Raw genomic sequence first — 19,805 nt, 5'->3', positions numbered from 1 at the left:
CCGGGGGCGGGGAGGCCGCTGCCAGCTGGTTTCAGCCCGCGGCCGCGACCGCCCGCCGCGTCATCACCCCGGCGAGATGGGCGCGGTAGGCCCCTGAGCCATGCACGTCCGAGATCATGCCGGAGCCGTCCAGCGTGAGCCCTTCGACAGCGCCGGAGGAGAAGTCCGAGCCAAGTGCCGCCTCGGCCTCTGACCAGCGGAAAACACCGTCGTTCGACGCGCCGGTGATCGCCACCCGCACCCCGTCGGAAAACCTTGCCACGAAGGCCCCCACGAGCGCGAAGCGCGAGGCGGGCTGCTCGAACTTCATGTAAGCAGCCGCCTCCGGCACCGGTATCTTCACCTCGGTTATGAGCTCGCCTTCCTCCAGCGCGGTCTCGAACATGCCCTGGAAATAGTCATCCGCCGCGATCTCCCGGCTGTTGGTGACGATCGTGGCGTTCGAGGCCAGAGCCGCCGCCGGGTAGCAGGCGGAAGGGTCGTTGTTGGCCAGGCTGCCGCCGATGGTCCCCCGGTTGCGCACGGCAGGGTCGCCGATATTACCAGCCAGATGCGCCAGCGTGGGATAGTGCTCCTGCGCGGCGACCTCGGCATGGGTGGTGGCCGCCCCGATGCAGACACGGCCGTCATCGTCGAGACATATCCCCTTGATTTCATCTACGCCGCCGAGGCTGACCAGCTTGGACGGCATTGCAAGGCGCTGTTTCAGCGTCGGGATCAGCGTCTGCCCGCCGCCAAGCGGCTGCGCGTCCTCCTCGGCCAGCGCCTTGACGACGTCAGCCACGGTCGCGGGGCGTTCCAAATCGAATGCGTACATCGGTCCTGCTCCTTACCCTTGCATCGCTTCCCAGACCCGCGACGGCGAGACCGGCATGTCGATATGATCCACCTTGTGACCGCCCGATTGCAGCGCGTCGATCACCGCGTTGACAACCGTGGGCGGCGACCCGATGGCCCCGGCCTCGCCGCAGCCCTTCACGCCGAGCGGGTTATGCGTGCACGGCGTCTGGCAGGAATGGTCGACGGCGTAGAACGGCACATCGTCGGCGCGCGGCATGGCGTAATCCATGTAGGACCCGGTCAGCAGCTGGCCGTTCTCGTCATAGACACAGTTTTCCAGCAGCGCCTGCCCGATGCCCTGCCCGATGCCGCCATGCACCTGCCCGTCGACGATCATGGGGTTGATGATGTTGCCGAAATCGTCCGCCGCGGCAAAGCGTTCCACCGTCACCTTGCCGGTCTCGGGGTCGACCTCAACCTCGCAGGCATAGGCCCCCGCCGGGTAGGTGAAGTTGGCCGGGTCGTAGAAGGCCGTTTCCTCCAACCCCGGCTCGATCTCGTCCAGCGGGTAGTTGTGCGGCACGTAGGCCGCCAGCGTCACGTCACCCCAGGCCACCGACTTGTCGGTGCCCGCGACGGTGAACTGGCCGTCCTTGAGCTCGATGTCGGCCTCGCTGGCCTCCAGCAGGTGCGCGGCGATCTTCTTGGCCTTGTTGATGATCTTCTCGGTCGCGCGCACCATTGCCGAGCCGCAGACCGACAGGCTGCGCGAGCCATAGGTGCCCATGCCGAACGGGATCTTCGAGGTGTCCCCGTGCACGATGTCGATCATGGACGGGTCGATCCCCAGCATCTCGGCCACCACCTGCGGAAAGGCGGTTTCGTGACCCTGCCCGTGGGAATGCGCCCCCACCATGACCGAGATCGAGCCGGTGGCGTTCACCCGCACGGTGGCCGCATCATAAAGCCCCGCGCGCGCGCCGAGGGCCCCCACGAGGTTTGACGGCGCGATGCCGCAGGCCTCGATATAGCAGTTCACGCCCAACCCCCGCAGCTTGCCGTTCTTCTCGCTTTCCGCGCGCCGCGCGGCGAAGCCCTTGATGTCGGCGATTTCCTCCAGCTTGTCCATTGTCGCCACGTAGTCGCCGGTGTCGTATTCCACGGCCACCGGCGTGGCATAGGGAAACTCGGTGACGAAGTTCTGGCGCCTCAGCGCGATCGGATCGACGCCCAGCTCGCGCGCGGCCTTGTCGATCACGCGTTCCAGCTGGTACGTGGCCTCGGGCCGCCCGGCACCGCGATAGGCATCGACCGGTACGGTATTGGTGAACACCGCCTTGACGTTCACGTAGATATTGGGGGTCTTGTAGTTGCCCGCCATCAAAGTGCCGTGCAGGTAGGTGGGCACCGACGGCGCGAATGTCGACAGGTAGGCGCCCATGTTGGCATGGGTCTCGGTGCGGATCGCGGTGAAGTTGTTGTCGGCGTCCAGCGCCAGCTCGATCCGGGTGACGTGGTCGCGGCCCTGCGCATCCGAAATGAACGCCTCGGACCGTGTACAGGTCCATTTCACCGGGCGGTTGAGCGCCTTCGCCGCGAAGGTGCAGAAGGCCTCCTCGGCATAGTGGAAGATCTTGGAGCCGAAGCCGCCGCCCACATCCGGCGCCACGACCTTGAGCTTGTGCTCGGGAATCCCCAGCACGAACGCGCCCATCAGCAGCCGGATGACGTGCGGGTTCTGCGACGTGGTGTAGAGCGTGCTCTCGTCACCCGCGCGGGCATAATCGCCCACGGCCACGCGCGGCTCCATCGGGTTGGCCACAAGGCGCTGGTTGACCAGCTCCAGCGTCGTCACGTGCGCGGCGGTCTCGATCGCCTCATCGACGGCGGCCTTGTTCTCCTCGACGAACCCCCAGTCGTAGCACAGGTTCGATGTCAGATCGTCATGCACCTTCGGCGCGCCGTCCGCCAGCGCGGCCTTCATGTCCATCACGGCAGGCAACTCGTCGATATCGGCCATGATGGCCTCGGCCGCGTCGCGGGCCTGCTCGCGCGTTTCGGCCACGACCGCGGCGATCGGGTCCCCCACGTGGCGCACCTTGCCCTGCGCCAGCACCGGGTGCTTGGGCTCCTGCATGGGCTGACCGTGCTTGTCGCTGACCTGCCAGCCGCAGGGGATGCCGCCCACGTCGGCAAAATCGTCCCCGGTAAAGACACGGATCACCCCCGGCATCGCCTCCGCCTCGGAGGTGTCGATGCCGTTGATCCTTCCATGGGCGACATCCGAGCGCAGGAAATGCACGTAGGCCTGCCCGCGCACGTTGATGTCGTCGGTGTAGTTCCCGGTTCCGCTGAGAAACCGCACGTCCTCGCGCCGCTTGGTGCCGGCGCCTATCCTGCCGTCCTTGGGCATGGTCTGTCCTCCCTGTTTCCTCCGTGCGCTCATCGGTCCTTTCGGACCTCTTCGCGAAGAGAGCCCGCAAGAGGGCTCGATGAGCGTTACGCGATCATTCCGCGGCGATCTTCGAGACGTCCTGGCCGGCCGCGGCCATGACTGCCTTGACGATGTTGTGATAGCCGGTGCAGCGGCAGATATTGCCCTCGAGGTAATCACGGATCTCGGCCTCGGTCGGGTCGGGGTTCTTCTCCAGAAGCGCGGCGGCCGTCATCACCATACCCGGCGTGCAGAACCCGCATTGCAGGCCGTGATGGTCCTGGAACGCCTGCTGAACCGTCCCGAGCGAACCGTCGGGCTGGGCCATGCCTTCGATCGTGGTCACCTCCGACCCCTCGCACTCGGCGGCGAACATGGTGCATGCTTTCACGTCCTTGCCATCGACATGAACCACGCAGGCGCCGCACTGGCTGGTGTCGCATCCGACATGCGTGCCCGTCAGCCCAAGTGTTTCCCTGAGAAAGTCGACAAGCAGCGTGCGGCCTTCGATCTCGCCGGACGCGGGCTTGCCGTTCACGGTCATGCTGACCTGTGGCATGAGGCTCCTCCCAAATCGGTTTTTGTCCACTCCTCCGGAGTTAAACACGACCCCGCCAAGTTGAGAAGAATGTTTTTCGCATTCAACTCTTTCGGCGGTCCTGCCGGGGTTGCGGACGGGTCGGAATTTCCTTGAGCAGCCCGCCCACCCCCATGGCCGCGATGTCCGCGCTGGTGACCGTCAGCCCACAGGCAACGCGCGACAGCACCCAGTCCGCCCCGTGCAACACGGGCGAGCGGGCGCTGTTGGGCAGCCCGATGACCGGTTTGGGGCCGATTTCCCCCAGAAACAGCAGGTTCCCCGGGTCCACCGGCATGCCGAAACGTTCCACCCTGCCCCCGGCACGCCGCAGCGCCGCCGGGGCGGTGTCTGCCGGGTCGGAGGTGGCCGATCCGGTCAGGATCAGCACGATGTCACCGGCTGCAGCCGCCACCGTCCGCGCCAGCGCGTCCTCTTGGTGGGCAACGGTCACCGTCTCCGCCAGCGTCATCCCAAGCCCCTCAAGCCGCGTGGCGATCGCGTCCACGCCCTTGCGGCCGGGCCCGCCGGGGATGTCGGTGACGATCAGCGTTGCGCTCTGGTGCACCGGCGCAGCGAGCCGGATCGCCCCCCGCGCGGCGACGGCCGCCCTTGTCACCGCGTCGCGCGGCACGGCGTAGGATATGATCTTGATCGTGGCCACCATGCCGTCGGCGTGAATCTGGCGATAGGGGGGCACCGTGGCCACGGTGATCATCGGGTCGACGGAATTGGCGCCGGTGATGCGCGCAGCCTCTACCAGCACCACGCCCGGCCCCTCGGCCAGCAGGTTGACCCGGCCGGTAAAGGATTGCGACAGCCGCAGGCCCGTGGCCCCGTCGTGTATCGCCCGCGCCAGCGTCTCGGCCGCGTCGTTTTCCAGAAGGTCGCCCGGCCCGGGCCGTGCCACGGTCACCTCCTCGTAACCGGCATCCGACAGCGCCGCGATATCGGCCGCGCCCAGCCGGTGCCCCTTGCGCAGTTTCCCCCCCGCCAGCCTGAGCGAATGGGCAAGCAGGGTTCCCTCGGCCTGTGCGACGGGCACGTTGCCGAATTTCATGCGCCGCGCCTCAGAACCTGCGTCATCTCGGCCAGGATCGAGACGGCGATCTCGGCAGGGCCCGCCGCCCCGATGTCGAGGCCCACCGGCGCGTGGATGCGCGCGATCTGGTCATCGTCAAGTCCGCGCTGGCGGAGGCGTTCGACGCGCTTGGCATGGGTGCGCGTGGAGCCGAGGGCGCCGATGTAGAACACGTCCGATCCGACCGCCTCGACAAGCGCGGGATCATCGAGCTTGGGGTCGTGTGTCAGCAGCACCAGCGCCGTGCGGCCATCCATCCCGATGGCGCGCAAGCCCTCGTCCGGCCAGTCCTGCAGGACCGTCTCGCCGGGAAAACGGCCTTCGCTGGCAAAGCTTTCGCGCGGGTCAACCAGTACCGGGTCGTATCCCGCGATCCGGGCCATCGGCACCAGCGCCTGCGCGATGTGCACGGCGCCGACGATGATCAGCCTCAGGGGCGGGTTGTGGATGGCGATGAACGTCTCGCCGTCCTCCTCGAATCCCGAACGGTCCATCCTGAACCTTCGTTCATGGCCCGCGCGCAGCAGTTTCCGGTCGACGTTCAGCCCGGTGACATAGGCGACCGGCACACGCCCTTGACGCGCGATGACCAGCTCTTCGAGCAGTTTCTCGGGCATGACGGACCCCACGGGTTCCACCAGAACGCGGATCGTGCCGCCACAGGCGAGCCCCACGGCGAACGCGTCGTCATCGCTGACGCCGTATTCAAGCATCAGCGGCCTGCCCTCCTCGATCGCGTCGAGCGCCTCGGCCACCACCGCGCCCTCCACGCAGCCGCCGGAGACAGAGCCCGCGATCTCGGCCTCGCCCGATATCGCCAGCTGGCTGCCCACCCGGCGCGGCGCGCTGCCCCATGTCTCCACCACCGTTGCCAGCGCCGCGCCCTTGCCCGCTCGGTGCCACGCCAGCGCGGTTTCGGGAATGTTGTCGAAACGGTCCATGCGCTATCTCCGGCCTTGCCCGCAATGCCTGCGAACCTGCCAACAATATGGTGCGGCGGCGGCGGGTGCACAAATCGAAATCGCGCGCGGCGCGCCCGCCTCAGGCCGGGGGCCTGTCGGGGATCGGCGTGTCGGGCGCGTGTCCGCCGCCGAGACGCGCCTCGATAAGCTCGGCGGCGGTTGCGACCCCATCCTCGCGTGCCAGACGGTCCGCCAGCCCCCGCGCGTTCGCCTTCAGCCGCGGGTCGGTCACAGCCTCGCGGATCGACGCCGCGAGGCTTTCGGGATCGAGCGTCTTGCGCGGCACCGGCCGGGCCCCCACCCCGAGATCCACGCTGCGCCGCGCCCAGCCGGGCTGATCCCCGAAGAAGGGGCAGATCACGCAGGGCGTTCCGGCGGCGAACCCGCTGGCGCTGGTTCCGGCGCCGCCATGGTGAACCAACGCGGCCATCCGGGGAAACAACCATGCATGCGGCACGGGAGGGATCACGATCATGCCGTCACGCTCGCCTTCCTCGAACCCCGCCCAGCCGGAGGCCACCACACCGCGCACCCCGGCAAGGCGCAGCGCCTCCGTCACGGTGCGCCTCAGCTTCGCGGGGTTCTCGCTCACCATGCTGCCGAACCCCACGTAAACGGGCGCCGGCCCTTCGGACAAAAACCGGCTCAGCGCCGCGGGTGGCTCGAAGCGATCATCCTGCGGCAGTTGCCAATAGCCCGTCAGGCAGGCATGCGCGGGCCAGTCGGGCGGGCGCGGTATGACCGCCGGGCTGACGGCATGCAGAATGGGTATGAGCCCCGCGCCGGGGGGCAGGATGACCTCGTGCCCGCTGCATATGGGCGGCAGCCCGTAAACCTCGTCGCGAAAACGGTTCACGGCCTTTCGGAACGGCGCGTAGGACGCCGAGACCAGCCTGTAGGCCAGCCGGTTGTAGCCGGGCACCGACAGCGGCGGCAGGCCGGTAGGCGGAAACGCCTCGGTCGGCAGCACGATCGGCTGCAAGAGCCCCATCACGGCCGGGCGACCTGTGCCCTCCGCGATGTGGGGCGCCGCCGTCACCTTGGGGTGATAGACGATCAGGTCGGGGTCGGCGGTTTCGGCCACCGCCAGCGCATCCCGGATCAGCTGCTCGCCCGCCCGGCGCGCGACGCGCGCCACGCGCCCCCCTGCCGTCACCCGACGGACCAGCCCGCCCGCCCCCTCGACCAGCGCCTTGCCGTCGGAGCTGTGTATCAGGTCGATCGCGTCATCCGTGAGCGGCGCGAATGCCACGCCGAAAGAGGCCACCCAATCCCCGAACTGCCGGGCCGTCGCAAGCGTGACCTCGTGCCCGCGCGCCCCGAGGCCAAGGGCGAGAGCGACATAAGGCTCGACGTCGCCGCGCGTGCCGTAGCACATGATGAGGATGCGGGCCTTTTCCATGCTGCTCCGGCGTCTTGCTCTTCGCAGGCTGCCCTTCGCGGCACCGGGAGGGCGCACAACCCCGGCAGACGCGACGCGCTCATCGCCCAGATGACAACAGGCCGCCCCCCTTTGCAAGGGGGGCGGCCCGAACGAAACCGCGCGTTTGCCGCCGACCGGGTCAGCCGCCGCCGTTCAGCAGCGGCGTGATATTGCGTACCGCGGCGCGACGGTTCGCCCGGATATCGCCGTAGCGTTCCACCTTGAGGTCCGTTTCGCCGTAGCCCTGAACGATCATGTTGGCGGGGGGCACATCGAAATACTCGGTCAGCGCCAGCGCCACCGATTCGGCCCTGCGGTCAGACAAGGCCAGGTTATAGGCCGCGCTACCCACGGTATCGGTGTGCCCCTCGATCAGGAAAACCTGCCGGGGGTCGCGGTCGATCGCATCCCGCATGGCGTTGCCGAGCGCCGCCAACTCCTCGGCCTCCCTGGGCTGGATCACGGCCGAGTCCGTCTCGAAGTTGATCGCGTCGAGGGAGATCACCGGCACCTGGTAGCGCACGACATCGATCTGCCGGATCTGGTAGAGCGAGAACGCCCGGTTCGGCGCGGATGTCTGGGCCGCCCGAAGCGCCGCGCGCAACTCGTCCGAACCGGCATTGTTGTAGTCGTAAGAACCCGCGCGGGACCGCGACAGTGCCGACACGTCGACCTCGGCAGGGGTCCGCGTGTCGTCGATCAGCACGACCTGCCGGCCGTCGGGGTAGCGCAGGACCCGCCGCAGAACCCGTCCGTCCGGTGCGCGCACGGTGATCGTCTGCGAACCGTCCCGGGCGGTGACGATCGTGCGCACCGAGCCGTCGGCGAACGTTTCCCGCGCGACCTCGTTGCCGGGGCGGCGCAGCAGCGCGCTTTCATCCTTGATCACGCGGTAATGGCCGTCGTTCTCGACAACGACACGGTCGCCGGTATTGGCAACGACCTGCCCCCCGCCATCGAGCATCTGCCCCACGGCATAGGTTCCGATCCCGGCCACGGCGATCGCGCCAAGCGCCTTGAGAAGGCCGTCATCATCGTCACCCTGCGCGGCGGCGCGGTTCTGGCGCTGACGCCCCCGCACATCGGTGCCGAACGCCTCCGCCGAGGAGCGGGCCTCGGAGTCCGACACTGTAGTGCGTGAGCGGTCGATCACCTCGCCCTGCCCGGTGAGCGCGGCCGCGCCCAGCGCTTCGGCGGCGGCCTGCGCGGCCCGCCGCGCCTGCTCCTGCGCGCTCAGGCGGCCGGGATCATCCCGTTCCGCCTTCTGGCGGGCCTGCTGTTTCTGGTCGGCCCCGACGCTACGTCCGTTTCCGGCATTGCCGTCGCCGCCGAGCGCGTCGCGCAGCTCGTTGGCCTGTTCCTCGATCACGCTCTGCAGGCCGCCGTCGTCGTCCGTTCCCGTCGCCTGCTGGCGGTTGTCCTGCGACGACCGGTTCTGACGGCCCGCTTCGGTGTTTCTGCCTTGCGTCTCACGACGCTCGCCGGCCTGTTTTTGCCGGCGCTCGGCAGTGTCGTCGCCCTGCCGGCCAAAGTTGGCGCGCCCATTTTGCGGGTTTTCGTTCCGCCCCTGGCCGTTGCCGCTCCACTGACCGCCCTCTTTTCCATTACCGAGGCCGAGCGCCTCTGCCGCCGATCCGGCCTGTTCCTCGAGCCGCTCCTGCACCTCCTCGACGCTCAGGCCGTTGTTCCGCTTGTCCTCGTTCTTTTCTTGCCGGTTCTGGTTGCCCTGGCCCTGCTGGGCAAGCCGGTCGCCGGCGGACAGGTTGCCCGACTGGGCAAGGGCCGGCTGCGGCAGGGCAAGGCTTGCCGCCAGCAATATCGCCGTCGTGGACTTGAACTTTCCGCGTGTCATCCGGTGACCTCCAATCTGCAGTTCGCGACGCCGCCTGGGTGTGGGCGCGCTTGCAGCCGATATGGGGAGGACACACGCCGCCGAGGAACCGGCAGACGTCCTGTCAGCGGATTCCCGCCATGAGGCGGGCCTTTTCGCCCATGTCGTCCGGCCGCGAGATCGCCTCGGCCAGCTCTTCCAGCGTGGCGATCGAATGGCCGGCACGAAAACTGTCGACATGCGGGAGCATGGCCTTGATACCCTGCGCCTTCGGGGCGAATTCATCCCATCTGAGCAACGGGTTGAGCCAGATGAGCCGGCGGGCGGAAAGATGCAGCCGCTCCATCTCGTGCGAAAGGCTGGCCGCATCGTCGCGATCGAGACCGTCGGTGATCAGCAGCACCACCGCGCCCTGCCCCGTCACCCGGCGCGACCAGTCCCGGTTGAAGGCGTGCAGGCAGGTGCCGATCCGCGTGCCGCCCTCCCAGTCCTGCGCCTCGCGTCCCGCCGCCGCCAGCGCCACGTCCACGTCCCGCGTGGCCAGATGGCGCGTGATGTTGGTCAGCTGCGTGCCGAAGGTGAAGGCATGCACGCGCGCCCAGCCGGCGCCCTTGTGATTGGCAACCGCGTGCAGGAAATGCAGCACCATCCGGCTGTATTGGCTCATCGAGCCCGAGATGTCGCACAGCACGACGAGGTTGGGCCAGCGCGGGCGGGGGCGTGCCATGTGGATCCGGCGCATCTCGCCGCCGCGGCGCATCGCGGCGCGCAGGGTCCGGCGCGCATCGACCCGGGGCCCCAGATGGCTGGCCTGTCCGCGGCGCGATGCCAGCGGTTTGACCGGCAGGGTCAGGCGGGCCAGCATGCGCTTGGCCTTGTCGATCTCGGCCGTGCTCATCTGTTCGAAATCGAGGGTCCTGAGCCGCTCCTCGGCGGACATGGTGAGCGAGGCGTCAACCTCTATCTGCGTCTCCTCGTCGTGTTCCCCGGCCTCCGGCACGGGCGCCTCGCGCTCCACACCGTCGAGCAGGGCCTCGGCCGCGCGTTTTTCCGCGGGCTGCGCCGCGTGCTCCTGCTGGACGCCGCGCAGGGCCGGCAGCATCATGGCCATCATGTGTTCCACGTAGCGGGGATCGCGCCAGTAGAGGCGGAACAGCTGGGCAAAGACGGCGCGGTGTTCCGGCCGCGCGGTGAAACAGGCGCGCAGCGTGTAGAAGAAGTCGTTCCGCGAGGTGAAGCCCGCCGCCTCCACCGCCCGGATCGCGTCAACGACCCGCCCCGGCCCGGCCGGCAACCCGGCCTTGCGCAGGGCGCGGGCGAAATGGGTGATGTTGCGCGCAAGGCGCGGATTGTCAGGCAGATCGAGCGGGGCGGCTTCGGTCATGTCTCGCGCCTGGGGGTTTCACCCCCAGACCCCCAGAGTATTTCCGGCAAGATGAAGCATCAGGCCGGCTCCAGCGAGGCGCGCGCCTCGTCGAGGATGCGCTTGGCTTCCGACCCTTGAAGCTTCTGGATATCGTCCTGGTATTTCAGGATCGCGCCAAGGGTATCGGCGATGACCTCGGGCGAAAGTTCGAGAACGTCGAGCGCCAGCAGGCACTTGGCCCAGTCGATGGTCTCGGCGACGCCCGGCTTCTTGAACAGGTCCTCGGTGCGCAGGCGCTGCACGAAGGCGACCACCTCGCGGCTGAGCGCCTCTGCGGCCGCGGGGGCGCGGGCGTTCAGGATTTCCATCTCGCGCTCGAAGCCGGGGTAGTCCACCCAGTGATAGAGGCAGCGGCGCTTGAGCGCGTCATGCACCTCGCGGGTTCTGTTGGAGGTGAGGATGACGATCGGCGGCTCGGGCGCGCGGATGGTGCCCAGCTCGGGAATGGTGACCTGGAAGTCGCTGAGCGCCTCGAGGAGAAACGCCTCGAACGGCTCGTCGGTGCGGTCGAGTTCGTCGATGAGCAACACCGGCGGCCCGCCTTGCTGCGGGCGCATCGCCTCCAGCAGCGGGCGGGCGATCAGGAACTCCTCGGTGAACAGCTCGTGGGTGAGCCGCTCGCGGTCAACCCCGCCGGCCGCCTCGGCCGCACGGATCGCGATCATCTGCTCGGCGAAGTTCCACTCGTATACAGCCGAGGCGGCGTCGAGCCCCTCGTAGCACTGCAGGCGGATCAGGCGGCGGCCCAGACCCGCCGCCAGCGCCTTGGCGATCTCGGTCTTGCCCGTGCCTGCCTCGCCCTCCAGGAAAAGCGGACGACCCAGTGTCAGGGAAAGGTACACAACGGTGCCGAGCGCGCGGCCGCACACGTAATCCTGCGCGGCCAGCATGGTTTGCACGTCGTCGATCGAAGAAAGGCTCGTCATCACCCCTACCCCCCTGATCGTTCCTTCCTGCACCGCGGCCCCCTGCCCGTCAAGGGAGACGGGGCAAGGGCGGATGGCATCACGGCGCCGCCGTATCGCCGCGAATGCCCTTGGATTTTCCAAATTTCCGCCCAACTTCGCCCGTAGGTCCTGCCCGAAAGCCGCGGGGAAACCCCGGGCGGTTCGAGCGAGACAGGTCACGAGGCCGGGCAGCATGCAGGACAGTCTGAACGTGACGGAAGCGGATCTGGGCGGTCTGGGATGGGATGACTGGCGCGAACGGCTGCACGATGTCGCCGGCGAGGACGGGTTCGCCGAGCCCCTCGGCAGCCGGCACGCGGCCGTGTTCGTCGAGCACAAGCCGGTCCTTCTGGTCACGTTCGAGAGCTACGGCTCGATCCAGGAAAGATCGGAGGCGGGGCACCCGCTTGGATGGCAGATGCGCGATGCGCTTGGCTGGTCGCATCTCTGCCTCGTGTCGCAGGGCGATACATGGTTCCGCGACCGGCACGTGTACGGGTTCTTCGACCGGCTGATCGACGACGGTTTCTTCGAGGAATTCGACCAGGTCCTGTTCTACGGCGCCGGCCCGTGCGGGTACGCGGCCGCGGCGTTTTCGGTGGCAAGCCCCGGCGCGCGGGTTCTCGCGCTTCAGCCGCAGGCGACGCTCGACCCCCGCGTTGCCGAGTGGGACGACCGTTACCGCCACATGCGCCGCACCGATTTCACGAGCCGATTCGGCTATGCCCCCGACATGCTGGACGCGGCCGAGCAGGCCTATGTCGTCTACGACCCCGAGCAGGAGCTTGACGCGATGCATGCCGCGCTTTTCACGCGTGCCAACGTCACCAAGGTCCGGGCGCGGTTCTTTGGCCTGGACCTGCAGACGATGCTGCTGCAGCTGGAAGTGCTCTACCGGATGCTGGCGCAGATAAGCGCGGGCAAGTTCAACGTCGGCAACCGTGCCCGCCTGCTGCGCACGCGGCGCGCCAACCCAGCCTACCAGTTCAACCTGCTGCGGCAGCTGCAACAGCGCGACCGGCACGGGCTTGTCATGATGTTGTGCCGCAACGTTCTGGAACGCCGAAACGCCCGACCGTTCCGCAAGGCGCTGCGGGAGGCCGAGGCGGCCCTGAACGCCCGGCCCCACCGCGATGGCGCCGCGGCCGCGCGTGACGCGGGGCAGAACGCGCCCCCCGGCGAGACGCCGGGCTGACAGGGCGCGTGTCCCCTCTGGTCCCGGCCGGCACGATTGTGTAAAGCGCCGGCATGAGCCGCACCCTGACGCTGACCCGCCCCGATGACTGGCACCTGCACCTGCGCGATGGCGCGGTGCTGAAAGCGGTATGCGCTGAAAGCGCGCGCCATTTCGGCCGCGCCATCATCATGCCCAACCTCGTGCCGCCCGTCGTGACGGGCGCCGAGGCCGCCGCCTACCGCGACCGCATTCTCGCCGCCCGCCCCGAGGGCAGCGATTTCACCCCGCTGATGACGCTTTACCTGACCGAAGACACCGACCCCGCCGACGTGGTGCAGGCCCATGCCGACGGCATCGTGACGGCGGTCAAGCTCTACCCCGCCGGCGCCACCACCAACTCCGCCTCCGGCGTGCGCGATTTCGACCGGGTACGCGGCGTGCTCGAGGCGATGGCCGAGGCCGGCATCCCCCTTTGCGTGCATGGCGAGGTGACCGCCCCGGAGGTGGACATCTTCGACCGCGAGGCGGTGTTCATCGAGCGCGTCCTCGACCCCGTCCGCCGGGCCACGCCGGGGCTGCGGGTGGTGATGGAACACATCACCACGAAAGACGGCGTCGACTACGTGCTGGCCAATGACGCGGGGCTCGGCGCGACGATCACCACCCATCACCTCGTCATCAACCGCAACCATATCCTCGTGGGCGGGATCAAGCCGCACTACTACTGCCTGCCCGTGGCCAAGCGCGAGGAGCACCGCCTGGCCCTGCGTGCCGCCGCCACCTCTGGCGATGCGCGCTTCTTTCTCGGCACCGACAGCGCGCCCCACGTGGACGCGCTCAAGGAAACCGCCTGCGGCTGCGCCGGCTGCTTCACTGCCACCAACACGCTGTCGATCCTTGCCCATGTCTTCGAGGAAGAGGGCGCGCTGGAGCGGCTGGAAGGCTTCGCGTCCCGCCACGGCCCAGCTTTCTACGGCCTGCCCGTGAACCGGGATACCGTCACGCTGGAAAAGACGGACACGCCGGTGGCCCTCCCCGGTAAGATCGGGACGGATGACGGGCCGGTCACCGTGTTCGACCCCGGGTTCCCGCTCCATTGGCGGGTAACCTGACGCCGCGCCACCGTTCGCAAGGATGCCGACGATGATTCCCTCCGCCTACCCCCCCAAGACCGAGATCGCCCGCCTGACGGCCCGGATGCTGCTGGAAATCGAGGCCGTGCATTTCCGCCCCGATGCGCCGTTCACCTTGGCCTCGGGCCTGCCCTCGCCCACCTATATCGATTGCCGCAAGCTCATCTCGTTCCCGCGCATCCGCGCCACGTTGATGGATTTTCTGACCATCACGGTGATGCGCGAGGCGGGGTTCGAGGCGTTCGACAGCGTCGCGGGCGGCGAGACGGCCGGCATTCCCTTTGCCGCGTTGGTGGCCGAGCGCATGGCCCTGCCCATGACCTACGTGCGCAAAAAACCCAAGGGCTATGGGCGGGACGCGCGAATCGAGGGGGTCATGGCGGAAGGTCAGCGTGTCCTGCTGGTCGAGGACCTCACCACCGATGGCGGATCGAAGCTGTCCTTCGTCGACGCCATCCGCGATACCGGGGCGGCCTGCGCCCACACGGCGGTGATCTTCTACTACGGGATCTTTCCGGAGACGGAGAAAACGCTGGGCGATCATGGCGTTGCGCTGCACCACCTGTGCACGTGGCACGACGTGCTGGCCGAGGCGCGCGCCCAAGGCGTGCTGGACCAGTCGACGCTGGACGGCGTGCAGAGATTCCTCGACGACCCCCGCGGGTGGCAGGCAGCCCGGAAATAGACCCGGTATCGCCCGCAAGGGATTGGGAAGCAACGGCAATTTGCCATGCACCGGGGCGGTGGATACGCAACGCCGCCACAACATATTGACGAAATGCCCCTTGATGCGCCAATATCTGGACGGGATAGGTGATCCACAGCCTTTCCACAGAAACATACAAGTTGCGCGTGACGACGTGACGTCTGTATGACGAGACCCCACAGGCATAACGGGGGACTTTATGAACAAGGTGACCAGCTTCAACGCCTCGGGCGCTGAAGCTTCAGAATCGGAGTCTATGCCGCATTCCATCGAGGCGGAGCAGCAGCTCCTGGGTGCGATCCTGACCAACAACGATGTGTATGACCGGGTGGCCAACCTGATCGGGGCGCAGCATTTCTATGACCCCGTCCATGCCCGCATCTTCGAAACCGCCGCGACGCGCATCGCCAAGGGCAACCTCGCCTCGCCCGTCACGCTCAAGGCCTTTCTCGAAGATGACGAGGGGCTGCAGGCGCTCGGCGGCTCGGCCTACCTCGTGCGGCTGGCCGGCGCCGCGATCAGCGCGTTCGCGGCCCGTGATTACGCGCAGATGATCCACGACATGGCCATCCGTCGCGAACTGATCGGGCTGGGCCACGAGATCGCCGGCAAGGCAATGAAGGCCGATGTCGAAACCGAGCCGTCCGACCAGATCGTCGAGGCCGAACAGAAGCTTTACAACCTGTCCGACCAGGGACAGGCCGAACGTGGCTTCCAGAGCTTTCTCAGCGCGGTAACCGACGCGGTAAAGGTGGCCAACGCCGCCTATCAGCGCGATGGCGGGCTGGCCGGCATATCCACCGGGCTGGTTGACATGGACCGCAAGCTGGGCGGTCTGCACAAGTCCGACCTCGTGATCCTTGCGGGGCGCCCCTCGATGGGCAAGACATCGCTGGCCACGAACATGGCCTTCAACATCGCCAAGGCATACCGACGCGGCACGCGGCCAGACGGCAGCGAGGGCGCGGTCGATGGCGGCGTCGTGGGCTTTTACAGCCTCGAGATGAGCGCCGAGCAACTCGCCGCGCGCGTTCTCTCGGAAGCCTCGGAAATCCCGTCGGAGAACATCCGCCGTGGCGACATGACTGAGCAGGAGTTCCGCAAGTTCGTCGACGCCGCCAAGACGCTGGAATCCTGCCCGCTCTACATCGACGACACCCCAGCGCTGCCGATATCGCAGCTGGCCGCGCGGGCGCGCCGGCTCAAGCGGTCACAGGGGCTCGACGTGCTGATCGTGGACTACCTCCAGCTGGTGCGCCCCGGCTCGTCCCGCGAAAGCAGGGTGAACGAGGTGTCGGAGATCACGCAAGGGCTCAAGGCCATCGCCAAGGAGCTCGACATTCCGGTTATCGCGCTGTCGCAGCTCTCGCGCCAGGTCGAGGCGCGCGACGACAAGCGCCCGCAGCTGTCGGACCTGCGCGAATCCGGCTCGATCGAGCAGGACGCGGACGTGGTCATGTTCGTCTTCCGCGAGGAATACTATGTCGAGCGCGAAAAACCCTCGGAGGACAAGCTGGAAGAGATGGCCGCCTGGCAGGAACGGATGGAACGCCTGCACGGCAAGGCCGAGGTCATCATCGGCAAGCAGCGCCACGGCCCCATCGGCACGGTCGAGCTGGCGTTCGAGGGCAAGTTCACCCGCTTCGGCAACCTCGTGAAGCCCTGGCAGCAGGGCGGCGACGCGGAGTTCTGAGGCCGCACCACCCGCCTGCGCTATCCGCCCGCCCCGGCTTGATCGCCCGCCCGTCCTGCGCCAGTCTGTGAGGACGACCTGCCGGGCCGGGTAACTTGAGTACATTCGAGAAGATCGCCGAGAACAGCAGCGATGTCTGCGTGGGCGCCCTGCGCGCCCGTCTCGCGCCCTGAGCGCGCCTTTCCGCTTGACCCGTTCGCCCATCCTGTCAAAACGCGGGCCATGGGACACGCGACGCTGACGATCGACCTGGGAGAGCTGCGCGCAAACTGGCGCGCGCTGGATTCCATGACCGCGGCAGAGACCGCCGCGGTGGTCAAGTCCGATGCGTACGGGCTGGGTGTGGGCAAGGTGGCGCGCGCACTGGCCAAGGAAGGGGCGCGGACCTTTTTCGTGGCCATCGCCGAGGAGGGCGCGGCGCTGAGGCAGGCGCTCGGGCCCGGCCCCACGATCAACGTCTTTGGCGGGCACATGCCGGGCGATGCCGAGATGATCGGCGACACCGAGCTTACCCCGATGATCAACTCCATCGACCAGCTGATCCGCCATGTCGAGGCGCTGCCCGGCCATCCCTTCGGCGTCCAGCTCGATTCGGGGATGAACAGGCTTGGGATGGAACCCGCCGAGTGGGCCGCCGTGCGGGACGTGGCGCTGGAGCAGGGGCCGACCCTGCTGATGAGCCATCTCGCCTGCGCGGACACACCCGATGACCCGATGAACGCGCGGCAGCTGCGAACCTTCCGCGAGATGACCGACGGGCTGGGCATCCCGCGTTCGCTGGCCAATACCGGCGGGGTGCTGATGGGGCCCGAGTACCACTTCGACATGACGCGACCGGGTATCGGCACCTATGGCGGTCTCCCCTACGTGGACGCGCGGCCGGTGGCGGCGCTCGAGTTGCCGGTGATCCAGTGCCGGACCGTCGCCGCGGGAGAGACGGTGGGCTACGGCAACGATTTCTTGGCCGAGCGCGATACGCGGATCGCGACCGTATCGGCCGGGTACGGCGACGGCATCCACCGGGCCATGGGGCCGTGTACCAACCTCTTTGCAGGCGATGCGAAATGTCCCGTCGCGGGACGCATATCGATGGACCTCATCGGCGTCGACGTCACGGAGCTGGGCCGCGATCCCGACTCGCTGGAACTGCTGGGGCGTCATCAGTCGATCGACACCATCGCCGGGAACGCGGGCACGATCGGTTACGAGATCCTCACCTCCCTCGGCCCGCGCTACGCGCGCCGCTACGTGGGCCTATGAGCTGGCTCATCGCCTTTCTCGCGGCGATCGGCCGCGCGGTGCTCGGCACGCTGCGGTTGGCCGGGCAGGTCACGATCTTCGCCGTCCAGACGCTGACGCATTTCGCGCGCCCCCCATTTTACGCGCGCGAAATGGGGCAGAGCCTGTTCAACGTCGGCTATCTCAGCCTGCCGGTCGTCGGGCTCACCGCGGTTTTCACCGGCGGGGCGCTGGCGCTGCAGATCTACGCGGGCGGGGCCCGCTTCAACGCCGAGGCCGTGGTGCCCCAGATCGTCGCCATCGGCGTGGTGCGCGAACTGGGACCGGTCATGGTGGGGCTGATGGTGGCCGCGCGCGTCACTTCATCCATCGCGGCCGAAATCGCCACGATGCGCGTGACCGAGCAGATCGACGCGCTGGTGACCCTGTCCACCCACCCGATGAAATACCTCACCGTGCCCCGCGTGCTGGCCGGGCTGGTGATGGTGCCGCTGCTGGTGGCCATCGGCGATGTCATCGGCGTCTTCGGCGGCTATCTCGTCGGCACGCGCACCCTGGGCTTCAACCCCGGCACCTACCTGCAGAACACCGTCAACTTCATCGAGACGCTCGACGTGGTCTCCAGCCTTGTCAAGGGCGCCGCCTTCGGCTTCATCGCCACGCTGCTCGGCTGCTACTTCGGCATGACCACGGGGCGCGGCGCACAGGGCGTCGGCCGCGCCACGAAATCGGCGGTGGAGGCGGCGGCGGTGCTGATCCTCGCGGCCAACTTCCTGATCACCAGCGTGTTCTTTTCGGTATGATCGAGCTTTGCAACGTTCACAAGGCCTTTGGCGCCAACCGCGTCCTTCGGGGGGTGAACCTGAGGATCGAGTCCGGCACGTCGATGGTCATCATCGGCGGCTCCGGCACCGGCAAGTCGGTGGCGCTGAAGTGCATCCTGGGGCTGGTCACCCCCGACAGCGGGCTGATCACGCTCGACGGCAAGGATGTCACCAAGGGCGATCGCGATGCTTTCCTCGCCCGGTTCGGCATGCTGTTCCAGGGGGGCGCGCTCTTCGACAGCCTGCCGGTTTGGCAGAACGTGGCCTTCCGCCTGATGCGCGGTTCGCTGAAGCGCCCGAAGGAGGAGGCGCGCGAGATCGCCGTCGAGAAGATGCGCCGCGTGGGACTCAAGCGCGAGCATGCCGAGCTCTACCCCGCCGAACTCTCCGGCGGGATGCAGAAACGTGTGGGCCTTGCGCGCGCCATCGCCGCCGAGCCCGAGATCATCTTTTTCGACGAGCCGACGACCGGGCTCGACCCGATCATGTCCGGCGTCATCAACGACCTGATCCGCGAGATCGTGACCGAGATGGGCGCGACCGCCATGACCATCACCCACGACATGACAAGCGTAAGAGCCATCGCCGACAACGTGGCGATGCTGCATGACGGGGTGATCCAGTGGACGGGGCCGGTGGGCGAGATGGACAACTCCGGCGACCCGTATCTGGAACAGTTCATTACCGGCAGCGCCGAAGGCCCGATCGAGGCGGTGCGGTAGCCCCCGGCGACTGCAATCTGCTAGTTTCGCGCGCCGTGTGCCGCGGAAAAGGCGGGTTGGCACCCCTCCTGCGGGGTGCGAGTATCGTGCGGCCAGCCATCCACTTCCGCGGACTCCGATGCTCAAGCTCGCCAACCTCGCCCTGCTGATCCTGTTCCCGATCGCCTGGTTCGCTCCGATGATGCGGGCCGGGATGCTGCCGCTCTTCGGGCTGAGCGAGATCTCGGTCATATCGGGGCTGCAGGCGCTCTGGGGCACGGATGCGGGTCTTGCGCTTCTGGTCACCTTCTTTGCGCTCTTCGCCCCCTACGCCAAGACGCTCGGGCTGGCGCTGGCGCATTTCGGCCTGCTGGAGGCGCGCGCCCTGCCCGCGCTCTACCTGCTGGGCAAGCTGGCGATGGCCGATGTGTTCCTCGTCGCGCTCTACATCGTTGTGGTCAAGGGCGTGGGCATGGCCACGGTGGAAACCGCGTGGGGGCTATACCTGTTCACCTTCTGCGTGCTTGCGTCGCTGGCGATCTCGATCGTCACCGGGCGCGCCGCTCGGCAGCCCTGACGGGCTTTCTCGCGAAGAAGGCCCGGCCGGGCCTGATGAGCGTCTTGCCAGCAGCCCCCACAAGCGGCACTAAGGTCGCATGGCGAAACAGGCATCCTTCACCTGCTCTTCCTGCGGCGCGGTCCATTCCAAGTGGTCGGGCCGCTGCGATGCGTGCGGGGAATGGAACACCATCGTGCAGGAGGCCCCGCTCTCGTCCGGTCCCGCGAAAGCCACGCTCGGCGGCCGGCGCGGCACGCCCGTCGCCTTGTCCAGCCTCTCGGCGTCGGAGCCGCCCCCGCCGCGGGCCGCCTC

17 protein-coding genes and 1 pseudogene are annotated in these 19,805 nt (G+C 67.8%); 9 read left to right on the top strand and 9 right to left on the bottom strand.

All coding sequences use genetic code 11. The features are described from left to right. Positions 1-31: 31 nt before the first annotated feature. The 9 genes from ACH13J_RS04555 to ACH13J_RS04515 form a co-directional block, all read right to left on the bottom strand. Positions 32-817, bottom strand: a complete 786-nt coding sequence (locus ACH13J_RS04555) for an FAD binding domain-containing protein (protein ID WP_397542125.1) — start codon at positions 815-817, stop codon at positions 32-34. A 12-nt stretch (positions 818-829) separates the two neighbouring features. After that, positions 830-3,193: a molybdopterin cofactor-binding domain-containing protein gene (locus tag ACH13J_RS04550; protein WP_397542124.1), complete on the bottom strand. Its 2,364-nt coding sequence runs from the start codon at positions 3,191-3,193 to the stop codon at positions 830-832. Between the two features lie 94 nt (positions 3,194-3,287). After that, positions 3,288-3,773, bottom strand: coding sequence for a 2Fe-2S iron-sulfur cluster-binding protein (locus ACH13J_RS04545; RefSeq protein WP_397542123.1), 486 nt, complete (start codon positions 3,771-3,773; stop codon positions 3,288-3,290). An 82-nt stretch (positions 3,774-3,855) separates the two neighbouring features. After that, on the bottom strand, positions 3,856-4,851 hold the full coding sequence (locus ACH13J_RS04540) for a molybdopterin-binding protein (protein ID WP_397542122.1): 996 nt from the start codon (positions 4,849-4,851) through the stop codon (positions 3,856-3,858). Next, positions 4,848-5,813, bottom strand: coding sequence for an XdhC family protein (locus ACH13J_RS04535; protein WP_397542121.1), 966 nt, complete (start codon positions 5,811-5,813; stop codon positions 4,848-4,850). The genes ACH13J_RS04540 and ACH13J_RS04535 overlap by 4 nt, the downstream gene beginning before the upstream one ends. A 100-nt stretch (positions 5,814-5,913) precedes the next feature. Then, entirely contained in the window at positions 5,914-7,236 is a 1,323-nt protein-coding gene (locus ACH13J_RS04530; protein ID WP_397542120.1) for a nucleotide disphospho-sugar-binding domain-containing protein, read from the bottom strand. A 160-nt stretch (positions 7,237-7,396) separates the two neighbouring features. Next, entirely contained in the window at positions 7,397-9,109 is a 1,713-nt protein-coding gene (locus ACH13J_RS04525) for an OmpA family protein (protein ID WP_397542119.1), read from the bottom strand. Between the two features lie 103 nt (positions 9,110-9,212). After that, entirely contained in the window at positions 9,213-10,472 is a 1,260-nt protein-coding gene (locus ACH13J_RS04520) for a VWA domain-containing protein (protein ID WP_397542118.1), read from the bottom strand. A gap of 59 nt (positions 10,473-10,531) precedes the next feature. After that, positions 10,532-11,440 (bottom strand): AAA family ATPase, encoded by a 909-nt coding sequence (locus tag ACH13J_RS04515; RefSeq protein WP_397542117.1) that lies wholly within the window; start codon positions 11,438-11,440, stop codon positions 10,532-10,534. Between the two features lie 214 nt (positions 11,441-11,654). Between ACH13J_RS04515 and ACH13J_RS04510 the strand changes: the two genes are divergently transcribed. The 9 genes and pseudogenes from ACH13J_RS04510 to ACH13J_RS04470 form a co-directional block, all read left to right on the top strand. Continuing rightward, positions 11,655-12,656, top strand: a complete 1,002-nt coding sequence (locus tag ACH13J_RS04510) for a phosphoadenosine phosphosulfate reductase (RefSeq protein WP_397542116.1) — start codon at positions 11,655-11,657, stop codon at positions 12,654-12,656. Positions 12,657-12,709: 53 nt separating this feature from the next. Then, a complete protein-coding gene (gene pyrC, locus ACH13J_RS04505; protein WP_397542115.1) occupies positions 12,710-13,750 on the top strand; it encodes a dihydroorotase in 1,041 nt (346 codons plus the stop codon). Between the two features lie 31 nt (positions 13,751-13,781). After that, on the top strand, positions 13,782-14,456 hold the full coding sequence (locus tag ACH13J_RS04500; RefSeq protein WP_397542114.1) for an orotate phosphoribosyltransferase: 675 nt from the start codon (positions 13,782-13,784) through the stop codon (positions 14,454-14,456). Positions 14,457-14,676: 220 nt separating this feature from the next. Continuing rightward, positions 14,677-16,170, top strand: coding sequence for a replicative DNA helicase (locus tag ACH13J_RS04495; RefSeq protein ID WP_397542113.1), 1,494 nt, complete (start codon positions 14,677-14,679; stop codon positions 16,168-16,170). 222 nt (positions 16,171-16,392) lie between these two features. Next, positions 16,393-17,430 (top strand): alanine racemase, encoded by a 1,038-nt coding sequence (gene alr / locus ACH13J_RS04490; RefSeq protein WP_397542112.1) that lies wholly within the window; start codon positions 16,393-16,395, stop codon positions 17,428-17,430. Further along, positions 17,427-18,212 (top strand): ABC transporter permease, encoded by a 786-nt coding sequence (locus ACH13J_RS04485; RefSeq protein ID WP_397542111.1) that lies wholly within the window; start codon positions 17,427-17,429, stop codon positions 18,210-18,212. The genes alr and ACH13J_RS04485 overlap by 4 nt, the downstream gene beginning before the upstream one ends. Next, positions 18,209-18,955: an ATP-binding cassette domain-containing protein gene (locus tag ACH13J_RS04480; RefSeq protein ID WP_397542110.1), complete on the top strand. Its 747-nt coding sequence runs from the start codon at positions 18,209-18,211 to the stop codon at positions 18,953-18,955. Before ACH13J_RS04485 ends, ACH13J_RS04480 begins: the two co-directional genes overlap by 4 nt. 118 nt (positions 18,956-19,073) lie before the next feature. Further along, entirely contained in the window at positions 19,074-19,511 is a 438-nt protein-coding gene (locus ACH13J_RS04475; RefSeq protein ID WP_397542109.1) for a paraquat-inducible protein A, read from the top strand. A 79-nt stretch (positions 19,512-19,590) separates the two neighbouring features. After that, positions 19,591-19,805 (top strand): annotated as a pseudogene (locus ACH13J_RS04470) (DNA repair protein RadA); the annotation flags it as partial.

Origin of the sequence: Roseovarius salis (genome assembly GCF_044472985.1) — a bacterium.
Lineage (GTDB): Bacteria > Pseudomonadota > Alphaproteobacteria > Rhodobacterales > Rhodobacteraceae > Roseovarius > Roseovarius salis.
Note: the sequence above shows the minus strand (reverse complement) of the source record. Positions and strands in the feature narration are given on the sequence as shown.

Coding starts and splice junctions, on each gene's coding strand:
- ACH13J_RS04555 (WP_397542125.1), bottom strand. CDS start 817: ATGTACGCATTCGATTTGGAACGCCCCGCGACCGTGGCTGACGTCGTC.
- ACH13J_RS04550 (WP_397542124.1), bottom strand. CDS start 3,193: ATGCCCAAGGACGGCAGGATAGGCGCCGGCACCAAGCGGCGCGAGGAC.
- ACH13J_RS04545 (WP_397542123.1), bottom strand. CDS start 3,773: ATGCCACAGGTCAGCATGACCGTGAACGGCAAGCCCGCGTCCGGCGAG.
- ACH13J_RS04540 (WP_397542122.1), bottom strand. CDS start 4,851: ATGAAATTCGGCAACGTGCCCGTCGCACAGGCCGAGGGAACCCTGCTT.
- ACH13J_RS04535 (WP_397542121.1), bottom strand. CDS start 5,813: ATGGACCGTTTCGACAACATTCCCGAAACCGCGCTGGCGTGGCACCGA.
- ACH13J_RS04530 (WP_397542120.1), bottom strand. CDS start 7,236: ATGGAAAAGGCCCGCATCCTCATCATGTGCTACGGCACGCGCGGCGAC.
- ACH13J_RS04525 (WP_397542119.1), bottom strand. CDS start 9,109: ATGACACGCGGAAAGTTCAAGTCCACGACGGCGATATTGCTGGCGGCA.
- ACH13J_RS04520 (WP_397542118.1), bottom strand. CDS start 10,472: ATGACCGAAGCCGCCCCGCTCGATCTGCCTGACAATCCGCGCCTTGCG.
- ACH13J_RS04515 (WP_397542117.1), bottom strand. CDS start 11,440: ATGACGAGCCTTTCTTCGATCGACGACGTGCAAACCATGCTGGCCGCG.
- ACH13J_RS04510 (WP_397542116.1), top strand. CDS start 11,655: ATGCAGGACAGTCTGAACGTGACGGAAGCGGATCTGGGCGGTCTGGGA.
- pyrC (WP_397542115.1), top strand. CDS start 12,710: ATGAGCCGCACCCTGACGCTGACCCGCCCCGATGACTGGCACCTGCAC.
- ACH13J_RS04500 (WP_397542114.1), top strand. CDS start 13,782: ATGATTCCCTCCGCCTACCCCCCCAAGACCGAGATCGCCCGCCTGACG.
- ACH13J_RS04495 (WP_397542113.1), top strand. CDS start 14,677: ATGAACAAGGTGACCAGCTTCAACGCCTCGGGCGCTGAAGCTTCAGAA.
- alr (WP_397542112.1), top strand. CDS start 16,393: ATGGGACACGCGACGCTGACGATCGACCTGGGAGAGCTGCGCGCAAAC.
- ACH13J_RS04485 (WP_397542111.1), top strand. CDS start 17,427: ATGAGCTGGCTCATCGCCTTTCTCGCGGCGATCGGCCGCGCGGTGCTC.
- ACH13J_RS04480 (WP_397542110.1), top strand. CDS start 18,209: ATGATCGAGCTTTGCAACGTTCACAAGGCCTTTGGCGCCAACCGCGTC.
- ACH13J_RS04475 (WP_397542109.1), top strand. CDS start 19,074: ATGCTCAAGCTCGCCAACCTCGCCCTGCTGATCCTGTTCCCGATCGCC.